The 14,287-nt window shown below is 50.4% G+C and carries 16 protein-coding genes; 3 read left to right on the top strand and 13 right to left on the bottom strand.

Going from position 1 to position 14,287, the window contains the following annotated elements:
- The coding region (locus tag HG1285_RS17485) for a polyphenol oxidase family protein (RefSeq protein WP_008287855.1) at window positions 1–574 on the top strand (574 nt) is incomplete at its 5' end.
- Here HG1285_RS17485 and HG1285_RS07660 read toward each other — a convergent pair.
- Window positions 561–1,700: a nitronate monooxygenase family protein gene (locus tag HG1285_RS07660; RefSeq protein WP_008287854.1), complete on the bottom strand. Its 1,140-nt coding sequence runs from the start codon at window positions 1,698–1,700 to the stop codon at window positions 561–563. The genes HG1285_RS17485 and HG1285_RS07660 overlap by 14 nt on opposite strands.
- 51 nt (window positions 1,701–1,751) lie before the next feature.
- Here HG1285_RS07660 and folK point away from each other — a divergent pair, with 51 nt between their 5' ends.
- Window positions 1,752–2,276 carry a 2-amino-4-hydroxy-6-hydroxymethyldihydropteridine diphosphokinase gene (folK, locus tag HG1285_RS07665; protein WP_008287853.1) on the top strand — a complete coding sequence of 175 codons (525 nt, stop codon included), beginning with the start codon at window positions 1,752–1,754 and terminating at the stop codon, window positions 2,274–2,276.
- Here folK and HG1285_RS07670 read toward each other — a convergent pair.
- The 4 genes from HG1285_RS07670 to HG1285_RS07685 all read right to left on the bottom strand — a co-directional run bounded on the left by HG1285_RS07670 (window position 2,251) and on the right by HG1285_RS07685 (window position 7,534).
- A complete protein-coding gene (locus HG1285_RS07670) occupies window positions 2,251–3,480 on the bottom strand; it encodes a cysteine desulfurase family protein (protein ID WP_008287851.1) in 1,230 nt (409 codons plus the stop codon). The genes folK and HG1285_RS07670 overlap by 26 nt on opposite strands.
- A gap of 12 nt (window positions 3,481–3,492) precedes the next feature.
- Window positions 3,493–4,557 (bottom strand): Mrp/NBP35 family ATP-binding protein, encoded by a 1,065-nt coding sequence (locus tag HG1285_RS07675; RefSeq protein WP_008287850.1) that lies wholly within the window; start codon window positions 4,555–4,557, stop codon window positions 3,493–3,495.
- A 143-nt stretch (window positions 4,558–4,700) separates the two neighbouring features.
- Window positions 4,701–5,870 carry a hypothetical protein gene (locus HG1285_RS07680; protein ID WP_008287848.1) on the bottom strand — a complete coding sequence of 390 codons (1,170 nt, stop codon included), beginning with the start codon at window positions 5,868–5,870 and terminating at the stop codon, window positions 4,701–4,703.
- Window positions 5,871–5,920: 50 nt separating this feature from the next.
- Entirely contained in the window at window positions 5,921–7,534 is a 1,614-nt protein-coding gene (locus HG1285_RS07685; protein WP_008287847.1) for a hypothetical protein, read from the bottom strand.
- 186 nt (window positions 7,535–7,720) lie between these two features.
- Between HG1285_RS07685 and HG1285_RS07690 the strand changes: the two genes are divergently transcribed.
- Window positions 7,721–8,569 carry a twitching mobility protein gene (locus tag HG1285_RS07690; RefSeq protein ID WP_008287846.1) on the top strand — a complete coding sequence of 283 codons (849 nt, stop codon included), beginning with the start codon at window positions 7,721–7,723 and terminating at the stop codon, window positions 8,567–8,569.
- Here HG1285_RS07690 and HG1285_RS07695 read toward each other — a convergent pair.
- From HG1285_RS07695 to HG1285_RS07730, 8 genes are all read right to left on the bottom strand, one after another.
- Window positions 8,556–9,728 (bottom strand): type III PLP-dependent enzyme, encoded by a 1,173-nt coding sequence (locus HG1285_RS07695; RefSeq protein ID WP_008287845.1) that lies wholly within the window; start codon window positions 9,726–9,728, stop codon window positions 8,556–8,558. The genes HG1285_RS07690 and HG1285_RS07695 overlap by 14 nt on opposite strands.
- 18 nt (window positions 9,729–9,746) lie before the next feature.
- Complete coding sequence (locus HG1285_RS07700) at window positions 9,747–10,505, bottom strand: MBL fold metallo-hydrolase (RefSeq protein WP_008287844.1); 759 nt, start codon at window positions 10,503–10,505, stop codon at window positions 9,747–9,749.
- Window positions 10,492–10,728, bottom strand: coding sequence for a ferredoxin (locus tag HG1285_RS07705; protein WP_008287843.1), 237 nt, complete (start codon window positions 10,726–10,728; stop codon window positions 10,492–10,494). Before HG1285_RS07705 ends, HG1285_RS07700 begins: the two co-directional genes overlap by 14 nt.
- A gap of 1 nt (window position 10,729) precedes the next feature.
- A complete protein-coding gene (locus tag HG1285_RS07710) occupies window positions 10,730–10,960 on the bottom strand; it encodes a ferredoxin (RefSeq protein ID WP_008287842.1) in 231 nt (76 codons plus the stop codon).
- 67 nt (window positions 10,961–11,027) lie between these two features.
- Entirely contained in the window at window positions 11,028–11,945 is a 918-nt protein-coding gene (gene sucD / locus HG1285_RS07715) for a succinate--CoA ligase subunit alpha (RefSeq protein ID WP_008287841.1), read from the bottom strand.
- Between the two features lie 13 nt (window positions 11,946–11,958).
- The gene (locus tag HG1285_RS07720) at window positions 11,959–12,495 is read right to left on the bottom strand and encodes a Uma2 family endonuclease (protein WP_008287840.1); all 537 of its coding nucleotides are present in this window, start codon (window positions 12,493–12,495) and stop codon (window positions 11,959–11,961) included.
- Between the two features lie 8 nt (window positions 12,496–12,503).
- Window positions 12,504–13,655: an ADP-forming succinate--CoA ligase subunit beta gene (sucC, locus tag HG1285_RS07725; RefSeq protein ID WP_008287839.1), complete on the bottom strand. Its 1,152-nt coding sequence runs from the start codon at window positions 13,653–13,655 to the stop codon at window positions 12,504–12,506.
- Window positions 13,656–13,725: 70 nt separating this feature from the next.
- On the bottom strand, window positions 13,726–14,217 hold the full coding sequence (locus HG1285_RS07730) for a hypothetical protein (RefSeq protein ID WP_008287838.1): 492 nt from the start codon (window positions 14,215–14,217) through the stop codon (window positions 13,726–13,728).
- Between the last annotated feature and the right edge of the window lie 70 nt (window positions 14,218–14,287).

Raw genomic sequence — 14,287 nt, 5'->3', positions numbered from 1 at the left:
CAAGGTAAAGGGAAAGCTGATAGAGATTAAGACAGAGTGGAAAGAACACCCACATCTTTACCTACCCATACAGAAGCACACCAACAGGGTGATAACCCTCACGAGGTTCCCCTTTCCCCCTACCATAGGAGATGCGGTGGTCACCAACCTTAAGGGGGTTGAGATAGGCGTGAGGACAGCCGACTGCGTGCCCCTCGTCCTCGTTGGCGACGAGTGGGTCGGTGTAGTTCACGTAGGCTGGAAAGGGCTCGCCGCCGGTGTGGTAGAGAAAACTCTGGATAGACTAAAGCCCTACGAGGAACTGCACAGGCTCTTCGCCTTCATAGGTCCCTCCGCAAAGTCCTGCTGTTACGAGGTGGGCGAGGAGTTCAGGAGATTGTTCCCCTCATACCTTGCGGAGAGGAACGGCTCCCTATACATGGATATGCAGAGGGCTGTTATGGAGGAGCTCAGGTCTATGGGCATAAACAACTTTGGTCTGATAGAGAAGTGCACTGTCTGTTCCGAAGACCTGCCCTCTTACAGAAGGGATAGAACTGAAAGGAGGCTCCTCACCTCCGTCAGGATACTGTAAATCCTTCTGCTACAGGATCAACGGTCGGGTCTGGTATCTTCCCCGTAAGCATATCAAGAAGCTCTCTCACGTGAACTATACCCTGCTTTTTCAACAGGTGCCCGTTGGCTCCTATTATGAATATACCCTCCTCGTAGTTGCCGAGCCACGCTGCACCGAGCCTGTCGGCTATGCAAAAGCCAACCTTCTTTGCCTCCTCTCCTCTGTTACAGGGAGTTACACAGTTGGAAACGCATCCGTTCCAGCCGTTAACGCCCCCAAGCAATCTCTCTATAAAGGGTGTCTTTATGACCCTGAGAGGATATCCAACGGGGGACTTGAGGAGTATGATGTCCTCTTCAGAAGCGTTAAGGACGATCTCCTTGTATATGAGAGGTGCATCACACTCGTGGGTGGCAACGAATCGGGTAGCCATCTGAACGCCGGCGGCTCCGTTCCTTATATACCACTCTATATCTCTGTAACTCCACACTCCCCCAGCAACTACGACGGGTATGTCACCCCACTTCCTCGCCTCCTCAAGAACGCTGGGAAGAAGGCTCTCCAGCTGATACTCGGGCTTAAAGCAGTCCTCGTACTTGAAACCCTGATGCCCCCCGGATTTAGGTCCCTCAAGGACTATCGCATCCGGGAGCCTGTTGTACCTCCTCTTCCAGGTTTTACATATAACGTTCAGGGCACGGGCAGAGGAGACTATGGGAACGAGGGCTACCTCGTAGCCTTCCACATACTGAGGCAAGGACAGGGGAAGCCCCGCTCCAGATATTATCAGGTCCGCTCCCGCAGCGGCTGCATCTCTCGCTACACGTCCGTAGTCCGTTATTGCTGAAAGTATGTTAACCCCTATGGCTCCCCTTCCGCCGGACAACTCCTTGGCGTTCTGAATTATCCTCGTGAGCGCCTCGGCGCTGTGAGCGTTCACCGAGCCAACTGGTCTGCCGAACTTATCCCTCTTAACGAGGTCAGGATGCCTGTATCCGGTTCCGACGGCGGACACAACACCTATCGCACCGTAGGAGGCTACCGCACCGGCAAGTCTTTCCCACGATATACCCACACCCATGCCGCCCTGGATAATGGGAACGTCCGCCTCTATGTGTCTTATTCTCAGCTTAGGTAGGTTCATCTTTAACTCCTTTTTTGACTTTGGGTTGTATTAATTTTAGACTTCTGAGGTATGCAGTCAAGGAAAAGAGTCTTCCTCGGGTTAGGCTCAAACTTAGGAAATAGAGTAGAAAACATAGTCAGGGCTCTTGAGGAGCTCTCCTCTATCGGAGAGCTCACGAGGATATCAACGGTGTACGAAAGCGAGCCCTGGGGCGTAAGAGAACAACCTTCCTTCTTGAACTGCGTCGCCGAGTTGATGACTTATGTTCCGCCGGAGGAGCTCCTTGAGAGGGTCAAGTCCATAGAGGTAGCTCTGGGCAGGGTTGAACGCTTCCACTGGGGTCCCAGGGAGATAGACATAGATATACTCCTCTACGATGATGTGATCTCAGAAAAGGAAGACCTTAAACTACCTCACCCTTACATAGGGAAGAGGGATTTTGTCCTCGTTCCGCTGCTTGAGCTTGAAGAAGACCTGAGAGACCCCATCAGCGGAAGCCCATACAGAGAGCTCCTGAAGGATATAGAAGTAAAGCTGAAGCCCTTCTGCTGTATAAGGACGGAGGGGCTCAGTGAGCGCCCTCCCTTGACTTGACGTACTGATCCCAGTTCTCCGGGTTGAAGGGCGAGAGGCTCCTGAGCCAGCTCACTATCTTGGGAAACTCCTCGGAGGCATACTGGACATCTTCCTCGGTGTTCTCCCTTCCGAAGCTGAAGACCACCGATCCGTTAGAAACCTCCTTGGGCACACCCACAGCAAAGAGGACGTGGGACTGCTTCAGAGCGAGGGACACACACGCGGAACCCGAAGCGGTCTCTATACCCATAAGGTCGCACCTAAGAAGCATAGCTTCTCCCTCTATGAAGTGGACTATGAGGGAAAGATGGTGGGGAAGCCTCTGAGTCGGGTGACCGGTGAACTCTATGTACTCCAGCTTCTCCTCAATAGCCTTTTTAAACCTGTCCCTGTAGTCTGCAAGCCTCGTCATCCTGTCCTCAAGCTCCTTCATGGTGAGCTCGGCTGCCGCCCCGAAGCCGACTATCCCGGGCACGTTTTCAGTTCCCGCTCTAACGCCCCTCTCCTGCGTTCCGCCCTCTATGAGGGGACGAACCTTCACTCCCTTCCTTGTCCAGAGGGCACCCACACCCTTGGGTCCGTACATCAGGTGTGCCGTGAAGGAGGCGGCGTCCACACCCCATTCCTTTAAGTCAACGGGATAGTGACCAAGAGTGGGAGCAGCGTCCGTGTGGAATATAACCTTTGGGTTCTTCTCCTTGGCAGCCTGAACAAGCTCCTTTATGTTCTGTATGGTTCCTATCTCCCTGTTGGAGTGCCCTATGGAGACCAAGACCGTCTCCTTCCTGACAGCTTCCCTGACCTGCTCCGGGTCTATGAGCCCGTACCTGTCAGGCTTCAAGTAGGTTACCTCCCAGCCTTCCCTCTCAAGGGTCTTACAGGGGTGTAGTATGGAGTGGTGCTCTATCTCCGTGGTAACTATGTGGTTGCCCCTCCTCTTGTAGGCGCTCGCTATACCCTTTACCGCAAGGTTGTTAGCCTCTATGCCACCGGAGGTAAATACTATCTCCTCAGGGGTGTTTGCGTTTATCAGAGTTGCGACCTTTTCCCTCGCCTCGTTTACAGCCTTCTTGGCTTCCTGTCCAAAGCTGTGCAGAGAGGTCGGATTGCCAAAGTGCTCCCTGAAGTAGGGGAGCATAGCCTCAAGGACTTCCTCAGCGACCGGTGTGGTCGCGATATGGTCTAAGTAAACGACTCTTTTACCTGCCTTCTTTGCAAACATTCTATTACCTCCTCAGCTTAATTCCTGAGCTACTATTCTCGCTATTCCATAAAAAGCCCTCGCCACGTCCGAGTCGGGATTACTGACAACAACGGGCTCACCCTCGTCGGACTTCTCCGCTACCTCAGGGTCTATGGGTATGGAGCCCAGTATCTTTAGACCGTAAGCGGAGGCAAACTCCGCCGTCTTACCCTTACCGAATATGTAGTACTTCTGTTTGTCGCTCGGGCAGATGAAGTAAGCCATGTTCTCTATAACCCCGAGGACGGGTATCTGAACCTCCTTGAACATGGAGGTTGCCTTCTTAACATCCGCAAGGGCTACGTCCTGCGGAGTAGTGACTACCACGGCACCCGATATATCAACGTTCTGGGCAAGTGTGAGCTGAACGTCTCCCGTCCCAGGGGGAAGGTCAAGTATGAGATAGTCAAGCTCACCCCATTCAACATCAAAGAGGAACTGGGTGAGCGCCTTCATGAGCATCGGACCTCTCCATATAACGGGTGTTTCCTCCGAGGGAAGCATAAAGCCTATAGATAGAACCTTAACTCCGAATTTCTCAACGGGAACTATCCTGTTTCTCTCGTTCACCGTAGCCCTCTCGCCCTTTAGACCAAGCAGGGTGGGGACGCTCGGTCCGTATATGTCAGCGTCCAGAAGCCCAACCCTGTAGCCGAGCTTAGCGAGGGCGAGGGCAAGGTTAGCCGCAACAGTTGACTTGCCAACTCCTCCTTTTCCACTGCCGACCGCTATCAGGTGCTTAACTTCGGGCACCTTTCTCTTAGTGAAAGCCGGCTGAGCACCCGGCATCTGGGGAGCCTGCTGAGGTTGGGGTTGCTGAGGAGGGGCGCTTGCAAACTTAACGTTTACCTTTTCAACGTCCGGTATTTCAGAGAGGGCTTTTTCTACCTTTGCCCTGAGCACATCCTCAAGACCTGTCTTGGGAAGGTATAGAAGCACGTCAAGCTCGCTACCCACCAGCTTTATATCCTTTACCAGCTGTGCGAGATTCTCCTTGAGTCCAAGGTCTTCCAGAGATTCCGAACGAAGTGCATCCATTATGTCCTTTACTGCCATAGATTTCCTCCTTGTGGGCGCTTCTAAGTAAAGAATATAGTAAATTGAGTTCTTAAGTATGACTGCTGTCATCGGTGTGGCAAAGGCAGGACTGCCCCTTTCAGGAGACTAATAATACAGGGTGCTTTGAAAGCCCAGATAATTCAAGGATATACTTTCCAGATCACCATATCGTTATCCCCACTCCCATTTATGCTGTATCCAGTCACAAATACATTTCCACCATTGTCAACCCATATAGAACTACCATGATCATTGCCGTCACCACCCGCAGCATTATTGCGAACAACTATTCCGTTGTTTCCGAAGGTATTGTCAAGTGTCCCGTTAGGGTTATACCTCCATACTGCCATGTCTCTATCGCCGTTGCTATTTTTGCTTGAGCCGGTAATAAGTATCCTTCCTTGATTATCAACAACTATTGAGACTCCTACATCATCACTATTTCCACCGGCAGCGTTATTGTGAACCACTATACCGCTGTTCCCAAAGGAATTATCTAACGTTCCATCAGAGTTATATCTCCAGATCACCATGTCATTATTACTTCCGTTGGAGCTATAACCAGCCACAACGATCTTTCCATTACTATCAACAACAATTGAACTTCCTATATCGTCACCATTCCCACCTGCGGCGTTATCGTGAACAACTATTCCATTGTTCCCAAAGGAATTATCTAATGTTCCATTGGAGTTATACCTCCATATAACCATGTCATAGTTGTTGTTTGCATTATGGCTTGTACCCGTTACCAAGACCTTGTTTTGGCTATCAGTTGTAACTGAAAAACCCCAGTCGTGGCTATTTCCACCGGCAGCGTTGTTATGAACCACAAACCCATTATTTCCAAAGGAAATATCCAATGTTCCATCGGAGTTGTATCTCCATATAACCATGTCATTATTGTTTCCGTTGAAGCTGGTGCCAGTAATAATGATCCTTCCGTTGCCATCAATGGCTATTGAATTGCCCCTGTCGCTACTATTTCCTCCCGCAGCATTGTTATGAACAACTACTCCATTGTTTCCGAAGGAATTATCTAACGTCCCGTTTGAACTAAACCTCCAAATGACCATATCTTCGTTAAAATTGGCGTTCTTACTGTGACCTGTGACGAGTATTTTTCCCTGACCGTCTATGATAATTGAGCTTCCAACGTCTTCACTATTTCCACCGGCTGCGTTGTTGTGAATAACCACTCCATTATTACCAAAGGTTGGAGAACTGCTCCCACCACCTCCGCCACCCCCACAGGTAGCAGTGAGGACAAATATGCCAAGCGAGAAAACAGCTCTTATAGACACCCTCATAACACTCACCTCCTCTCAGAGACGGGCATGACAACTCCCTCCTTCTCAGCCTACGGAATAAACCTCCAGATCACCATGTCATAATTTGAGCCATTGTAGCTATCACCTGTAACAAGTATCTTTCCATCATCATCCATTGTTATGGAGCGGGCATAGTCGTGGTTATTGCCTCCTGCTGCACTGTTGTGAATTACTATTCCGTTGTTTCCAAAGGATGTATCAAGAGTTCCATCTGGGTTGTATCTCCAGACAACCATATCCTCATCAGAGGTGTTAAAGCTGGAGCCTCCGATAAGAATACGTTTCTGTTTGTCTATAACTATTGAACGACCATAGTCATGGTTGTTGCCTCCAGCTGCGTTATGGTGAACCACGAACCCGTTGTTTCCAAAGGACGTGTCAAGGGTTCCATCAGGATTGTATCTCCAGACGACCATATCATAATCAGAACCGTTTTGGCTATGACCAGCAACGAGTACGCGTCCTTGATTATCAATAGTGATCGATTTGCCCAGATCGTTACCATCCCCCCCTGCTGCGTTGTGGTGAACCACCACGCCACCTGTACCGAAAGATGCATCAAGATTCCCAAAGATGTCATACCTCCATATCACCATGTCATCGTTTGAACCATTAGAACTCTCGCCTGTGACAAGTATTCTCCCTTGACCATCTATAGTTATGGAGTTACCCAGATCAGAACCGTTCCCTCCCGCTGCACTGTTGTGAACTACTACTCCGTTGTTTCCAAAGGCTGAATCAATGGTTCCATCAGGATTGTACCTCCAGATGACCATATCATCATTACCACTACCGTTCCGGCTGTGTCCTGTAACCAGTATTCTCCCTTGACTGTCTATAGCGATAGACCTGCCTGTATCGCCACCGTTCCCTCCTGCAGCGTTGTGATGAACCACCACTCCGCCTGTTCCAAAGGTGGTATCAAGGGTTCCATCGGGATGAAACCTCCATATTACCATGTCCATATCAGAACCGTTGTCGCTCTCTCCAGTAACGAGTATTTTTCCCTGATTGTCGGTTGTAATAGAATAAACACGGTCGCTCCCACCTCCTCCAGCCGCATCGTGATGGGTAACAAATCCCTTAGTACCGAAGGATGTATCAAGGGTCCCGTCCGGGTTATATCTCCAGAGAGACAGATCAAAGTCAGACCCGTTGTGGCTCTGTCCAGCAACGAGTATCCGTCCCTGATCGTCCGTAGTTATAGCTTTACCATTGTCACGGCCATTCCCTCCAGCTGCGTTATGGTGAGTGACAAACCCTTTTGAGTTAAAGGACGTATCCAGACTTCCAGAATCGTAGCAGTTTACATTGACGTTAGTTACATCTGAACCGGACACCGTACCCGAACCGTTCTTTATATAGCATGTCTGTCCAGTGGGTTGGGTAAGGATGGTCACGTTGTATGCAGAACCGTCAGTTAGTGTCGTGGAAAAAGTAAAGCTTCCACTCGTACTCACACTGAGATCATCGCCTCCGTTGTTCTGAAGTACAAGGGTGCCGCTCAGACCCGATATAGTACCGCCCACTGCGTATGTAGGTGAGGCAGTTCCACCACCACCTCCTCCCCCGCCTCCACAGGCAGTTATGAGGATAAAAGCTCCAAGCAAAGGCACTATGTTTATAGAAACTCGCCAGTTCATAACACCCACCTCCCAAAAGTTTTTAGGAACCAGAACCGTTTGGAAAGGTGAAAAGTGAAACCCCCTCGCAGTATCTGATCCCGGACTACTATATTAATAGGCTCTATCTCGGATCCCAGCAAAGGTATTTTTCACACTCTCACACAGCCGGTTCAAGGGGGTTTATTATATTGAAGGGGGTTTTGTATGAACATAGCACCGGAGATACTTAACTATCTCGGGGAGAAGAGAGAGTTTACCGAGGTTATCCTTGCACCTAAGGCTTCTCCCGTTGAGAGGAGAGGTAGAGGTATAGAAAAGGTGATGGACGTGATCCTCTCTCCCGACGATATAAGGGACACCCTTGTATCCCTGCGTTCTCATACATCCACATCCTTGGGTCCCCTTGGAAGGGAAGGCTTTTTCTCCTTCGGCATGCCAGACGTTGGCAGGATAAGGGTCACCTACCTGACCCAGAGGGGAAGTTACGTGGTTAGCATAGTTAAAGTTCCCTACGATATACCTGACCTTGAAGACCTCGTATCTCCCAAGGAGAATTTAGAGTCCCTGTTTGAGTCCCTGAGAAGCTACAACGGCATCTTAGCTGTGATAGGAAAGTCTTTCGTGATCCACAACCTTTTCTCGTACTCCCTTCTGAAAGAGCTATGCGTCAGGGAGTCGGGACTAATATACGTCCTTGAGAGACCCATAACTTACCTTATAAAGCACAGCAACTCCATAGTCATACAGAGAGAGGTGGGTGTTGACGTGGACAGCTTCAGTGAAGGCGTTGAGGAAGCCCTCTTCATGCATCCCGACATAATTTACATAAGCGACATAGCTATAAAAGACGCCCTGAACTCCGTGAAAAAGCTCTTTGATATACCAGTGCTCACCATACTGAGTATGACAGCCTCCAGCGTTGAAGCTCTGAAGAGAAGCTTTGAGGTCTTTCTGAAGGAAGACTCGGGAGACGTCCTGCGTCTGATATCCAAAGTCATAGAGCTCGGTCTTGATGAGGAAGAAAGGATAAGTTTTAAGGTCAGAGACATATAACCTTCGGTGGTGGAAACCCGTTGAAGTTCGCTCCGTAAACCGTAGTGTAAGCCCCTGCGGACAGGATGAACAGCCTGTCCCCGACCGCCGGCTCCGGCAGAAAAACCCTCTTGGCTACCACGTCCATGCTGTCACAGGATATACCGCCTATGACCCACTCCTTCAACTCTCCCTCTCTCTTCAGGTAGGTGGGATACCTTATACCGCCCAGCGCTTCAGCGAGTCCGTTGAAAACGCCCGTATCTATGTAAAGCCAGTTCTCCTCACCTCTCGTAGCCGTCCCCACCACACCGACGACCATTATCCCCTGGTCTCCCACTATACCCCTGCCCGGTTCTATCTGAAGCTCATAAGGGGATGTCGGAAAGTACTTCCTCAGGAGACCCCTGACGTAGTAAGCTATGTCCTCCACGCTGAGAGATTCCTGAAGGTATCTAACGGGTATTCCGCCTCCCATATTCAGGACGAGCAGCCTTATACCTTTCAGCCTCGCAGCCTCCCACAGCTGGGCTGAACGTTTTATAGCTATGAACCAGTTCCTAAGGTTGTTGCACTGGGAACCCACGTGGAAGGTCAGCCCTATGGGAACGAGCCCCCTGTTTTTAGCGTACTCAAGTATCTCAACAGCCGTGTTAACGTCAACGCCGAACTTCCTGGAGAGGGGCCACTCGCTACCCTCGTTGGGAACTGTCAGCCTAACGTAAACCCTCGCCCTCGGCGCTGCCCTGGCTATCTTGTCCACCTCGGGGAAGCTGTCCACGGCGAACCTGTTTACACCCACGCCGTAGGCGTAGTCTATAAAGTCCAGAGGCTTAACGGGATTGCTGGATATAACCCTTTCGGGTTGAACACCGAGGGAGAGCACCTTTCCGAGCTCCTCCGAAGAAGCCACCTCAAAACCAGCCCCTACCTCGGCAAGAGCCCTCAGTATATCTATGTGATCGTTGGCTTTTACCGCATAAAACACGTTAACCTCGGGCAGGTGATACCTCACATCAACGAACCTCGTTTTCACGCCTTCAAGGTCCATGAGCAGCGCTGGGGTGTCAACTTTATCAATGAGCTCTGCAAGTTTTGGTCTCACGGATATGAACTCTTCAAAGTAACGCTTCGCGTAATTGAACTGGAGCTCTCCAGCGTTGAGCGAGCTTTCCTTCATAAACCTATTTTAGTATCCTCAGAAGGATATAACCATCCCATCGTGGGCGGCAACCACGTTGAGACCGAGCTCCTCAGAGAGCTCTCTCGCGACCCTATCGGGTCCCCTCTCGTGCATCTCCATGCTGAAGTGGGTTATGACGGTCGTGTCTGCCTCACAGGCTGCTATGAGCTCCTTAACCTCCTCAACCGACAGGTGCTCTATGCCCGCTCTCCTTCTGTAAAAGGTGGTGTTTATTATGAAGACCTTTGGCTTCTTTGGGTACCTCTCCAGCATTTCCTCCGTGTACTTGGCACAGGAGAGGTAAACCACAGAGTCGTTGAAGGACAAACCGTAGGTCTCAGCACCGTGATGGGAGTGTCTCATTACAGCCTTGACCTTCACCCCGCGGTAAGATAGCTCCTCTCCCTCCTTTATAACTCCTACGTTTCCAAGCCTATTGATAAGATAGGGTAGAACTACCCTGTCATCTCCTTCCACAGCAGACTTCGGAGCAAAGAGGGCGAGGTTTCTCTGCTTTCCGCCGTCTGTACACGCCTCTATCAGGGTGTTCACATCAGCGGTGTGGTCAAGGTGTATGTGAGACAACACTATAAGGTCTATGTCTCTGTAATCAATACCGTGCTCTTTAAGGTAAACGAAGGCTCCCGGTCCCGGGTCAACCTGAACCCTGACTCCAGAAAAATCTATAAGGAACCCGCCTGACCGTCTGACCAGGCGGAAAGTGGTTACTCTTCCTCCGGCGGTTCCCAGAAAGAGTATCTTAGACGTCTTCAACTATGATTGAACCGCTTGGGCATTCGTCGGCAACTTCTTCCACTTCCTCCTCAAGGTCTTCGGGAACGAACATCCACTTCTCCTCGTCGCTCTCCTCTATGTCGTACTTGACCACGTCCGCTATGCCGTCTCCCCTGTCCTTGAAGACCTCGGGAACCCTGTCGTAGCAAAGTTCGCATGCGGTGCATGTATCGTAATCTATGCGAACTTTCTTGTTGGGCACATCACTCCTCCTCAACTATGATGGACCCGCTCGGACACTCGTCCGCAACCTCCTGGACGTCGTCCGCAAGGTCCTCGGGGACGTTCATCCACCTCTCGTCCCCATCCTCTATGTCAACCTTGACGACGTCTGCAATTCCGTCGCCAATGTCCTTAAATACCTCAGGAATTCTGTCGTAGCAAAGCTCGCAGGCTGTGCAGGTGTCCTGGTCAACTCTCACCTTAAGTCCCATCTGCATACCTCCTCAGTTTTCTCGGAAATATAAAAATACTAAAGAAATTCAATATATCAAGATAACCTTAATCAGTATCGCACGTCTTGTCCTCTTCCGCAACCTCAAGGACGCCCAGTATCTTGGCTACCGTCTCACCTATCTTGGCGGGGTTGTCTATAACGTAGGCTCCCGCCTTCTCAAGGGCGCTCATCTTTGCCTGAGCGGTTCCCTTTCCGCCCATTATTATCGCTCCAGCGTGACCCATCCTCTTACCGGGAGGTGCGGTTATACCCGCTATGTAAGCGAATACCGGCTTATCAACGTTGGACTCTATGAACTCCGCTGCCTCCTCCTCTGCGGTTCCGCCTATCTCACCTATCATGAGTATAGCTTCCGTCTCCGGGTCTTCGTTGAAGAGCTCTATCACGTCCCTGTGAGATAGCCCATGGACGGGGTCTCCCCCTATACCGACGGCGGTGGTCTGCCCCATACCGAGCTGGGTGAGCTGGTAGGCAGCTTCGTAGGTGAGCGTTCCGCTCCTTGATACTATACCGACCTTTCCTCTTCTGAATATGTGTCCGGGCATTATGCCCACCTTTGCCTCGCCGGGAGTTATCAATCCCGGGCAGTTGGGACCTATCAGCTTAGCGTTGGGGTAAGCCTTTTTCATGTAGTCCTTTACCATCATCATATCCTTTACGGGTATTCCCTCGGTTATGCAGACTACGAGCTCTATACCGCTGTCAAGAGCCTCAACTATGGCGTCAGCTGCAAAGGGTGCAGGAACGAAAATGAGAGAGCAGTTGGCACCGGTCTCCTTAACAGCGTCCTCTACCGTGTTGAAGACGGGTATTCCCTCTACCTCCTGTCCAGCCTTACCGGGAGTAACTCCCGCAACCACCTGAGTTCCATAAGCCTTACACTGGGTGGCGTGGAAAGAACCTTCCTTTCCTGTTATCCCCTGAACCACGACCTTTGTGTTCTTATCAACGAGTATAGCCATTATTCAGACCTCCTTAATTTGTGAAAACCTCTCTGAAATCAACACTCACCTTACACCTGCCCAAATCAAATTCAAAAATGTTCTCAGGATGAGGGGTCACAAAACTGAAAAAGCCTTCTGAAAGGGTAAACACCTTGACCTTTTTATCTTCAGGGTATACGAGCACATACCACCTTAAACCCTTTTTCTCGTAAAGCATCCTCTTCAGCTCCTCATCTTTATCCCGTGTAGAGGGGGAAACCACCTCAACCGCCATATCCGGGGCAAAGGTTAGCTTATCAAAGGGTTTTTCTGAGCATACAACTACCATATCTGGTCTTACTACCGTGTCCTCAGACACATACCAATCAAGTTCCACATATACATTGCACTCGGGGCAGGCATCCAACTTCTCATCAAAAAGTCTGACAAGACGTGCAAGTGTTCTCTGGTGAAGAGGAGAAGGAGAGGCAAGGGCGTAAGGTATGCCCTCTATAAGCTCCCAGTCTCCTTCCCACCTCTCGTAGTCCCTAACAGTGTAATGGGGAAGAAACCTCTCCGCCAAGCCCATTTTAGCGTTCAGCCTCCTGCAAGCTCAACAGCCTTCTTGGCTCCGTCCCACATATCCTCTGCGTTTATGAAGTTCATGCCCGACTCTGCGAGTATCTTCTTGCCCTCGTCAACGTTGGTGCCCTCCATCCTGACCACTATGGGGACGCTCAGCTCAACCACCTTGCCCGCCTCCACGAGACCCTGAGCGAGCCTGTCACACCTGAGTATCCCACCGAATATGTTTATGAAGACTGCTTTAACGTCCTCATCTGCCATAAGTATCCTGAAGGCGTTGGCTATCTGCTCAACGTTTGCACCACCTCCCACGTCAAGGAAGTTTGCAGGCTCACCACCAGCGAGCTTCACTATGTCCATGGTAGCCATGGCGAGACCCGCTCCGTTCACCATACAGCCTATGTTCCCGGAGAGCTTTATGTAGTTGAGTCCGTACTTATTGGCTTCAACCTCTAAGGGAGATATCTGGCTTTCGTCTTCCATCTCTTCAATGTCCTTGTGCCTGAAGAGGGCGTTGTCGTCCACGTCAAGCTTAGCATCAAGGGCTATAAGGTTACCGTCCTTATCAAGGACGAGGGGATTTATCTCAACGAGGGATGCATCAAGGTCTATGTAAACCCTGTAAAGGGTCAGGAGCATCTTGGAGAAGTCCTTAACCGGTAGACCCAGCTTGAAGGCAAGCTTGCGAGCCTGATGAGGCATAAGTCCAAGAGCCGGGTCAACCTCCTCTATGATTATCGCCTCAGGGTTCTCCTTGGCTACCTCTTCTATTTCCATACCGCCTGCAGAAGACGCCATCACTATTGGCTTTGAACGAGCCCTGTCCAGAGTTATTGAGAGGTAGTACTCCTTGTCTATCGCTGTCGCCTTCTCTATCCACACCCTGTTTACTGGCTTTCCGTCGGGGCACTGGAAGGTCTTGAGAACCTTACCGAGCATGCCTTCTACAGCCTGTTCCAGCTCATCCATATCCTTCACTATCTTTACACCGCCAGCCTTTCCCCTACCCCCACAGTGAACCTGAGCCTTAACAACGAGGGGGAAACTACCCAGTTCCTCCGCTACCTGTCTTGCTTCCTTGAGGGTAAAGGCGACCTTTCCCTCCGGCACGGGTAGACCGTATCTGGCGAAAATCTCCTTAGCCTGGTGCTCGTGCAGTTTCATCAGACTACCTCCGGGTAAAACGACGTTTGAACATTACAATTTTACAGGAAAAGCTAACCCTCTGGAGGCTTCACTGCATCAGGTAGTCAAAGGTGACTCTTTTGGTCTTACCGTTTTCGTGAATTATCACCGCTATGTGGTAAAGCCCTTTGTCCGACATGTCAAACCAGCCTCCGTAGTTATCTCCATACTGGTGAGGGTACTTAGTAAGCTTCTTCCTCGTAGCCCTGAGCAGAGGAGAACGCACCTCCGCCTCAACCTCGTAGTCGGACAGGAAAACCTCCTTGCCTTTCTCTTCCTTCCATATGCTAACGGCGAGGTGGTGAGTGTGGTTCCTTGAGGGTTTTCCGTGATGTTTTACCAGGAGTTTGTAAGCCCTCGGAAAGTTCTTCTCAAGCTCAGCGATTGAGAAAACACCTATGCTGACATAGTACTCGCCCACGTTCTTGGTCAGGGGTGTAGGTATCACCACTCCCGTTTTTTCAGAGGAGAGAGAAACACTAAAGCCCCCTGCAAACAGAAAAGCCCCCACAAAAAGCATCAAGGCAACAAACTTTCTCATGCCACACCCTCCTTTTTCTTTAGACACTTTAATTATAGGTATTTGGAGAAAAACTTGGCATGATATAATT

It is taken from the genome of Hydrogenivirga sp. 128-5-R1-1 (genome assembly GCF_000171895.1).
This window is presented reverse-complemented; position numbering and strand designations above follow the sequence as displayed.